Here is a 590-nt window from a genome sequence, read left to right as displayed (position 1 = left end):
CGCTGGCCAACCAGTCGCAGCAGAGCGTGCTCCAGCTGCTCCGCTAACAAGCGGAAGACATCGCAAGCAAGATCCGGCGGCGGGGCTTCGGCTCCGCCGCTTTCTTTTTGCGACGGCATCAGAGTGCCGCTCGGCGAAGCGGAGACGATGCATCTGGATGCAGCCGATCGCTCACTCTGAGTTATGGTTGACAAGTCGCAAACGCTGGCTCGTTGCACGAAAAAGCGTCATCCTATCATGGCGATATGGGAGAGCCCGATCCGGCTCCGATCGTGCATATGGTGAATCCGCGCAGGGATTGGAGCGACACGCTTCATGCTTTGTTAGCCGTCTGTGTTCACGGTTCCGGCATCGATTAATCCTAATCGAAGTTTGTTGCGTTGCGTACCAGAAGGGTAACACTCAATGTCCGGTATCGTTCTCTCCTCGTCAGTTCGTCAGAACCTGCTCTCCCTCCAGTCCACCGCTGATCTTCTCGCCACCACGCAGAGCCGTCTGTCGACCGGCAAGAGCGTCAACTCGGCCCTGGACAATCCCACCAACTTCTTCACCGCGCAGTCGCTCGACAACCGCGCCAGCGACATCAACAA

The 590-nt window shown here is 58.0% G+C and carries 1 pseudogene; it reads left to right on the top strand.

From position 1 onward, the window contains the following. Positions 1–405: 405 nt before the first annotated feature. Positions 406–590: pseudogene (locus IVA74_RS36055) on the top strand (flagellar protein); the annotation flags it as partial.

Source organism: Bradyrhizobium sp. 132 (assembly GCF_023074185.1).
GTDB lineage: Bacteria > Pseudomonadota > Alphaproteobacteria > Rhizobiales > Xanthobacteraceae > Bradyrhizobium.
Note: the sequence above shows the minus strand (reverse complement) of the source record. Positions and strands in the feature narration are given on the sequence as shown.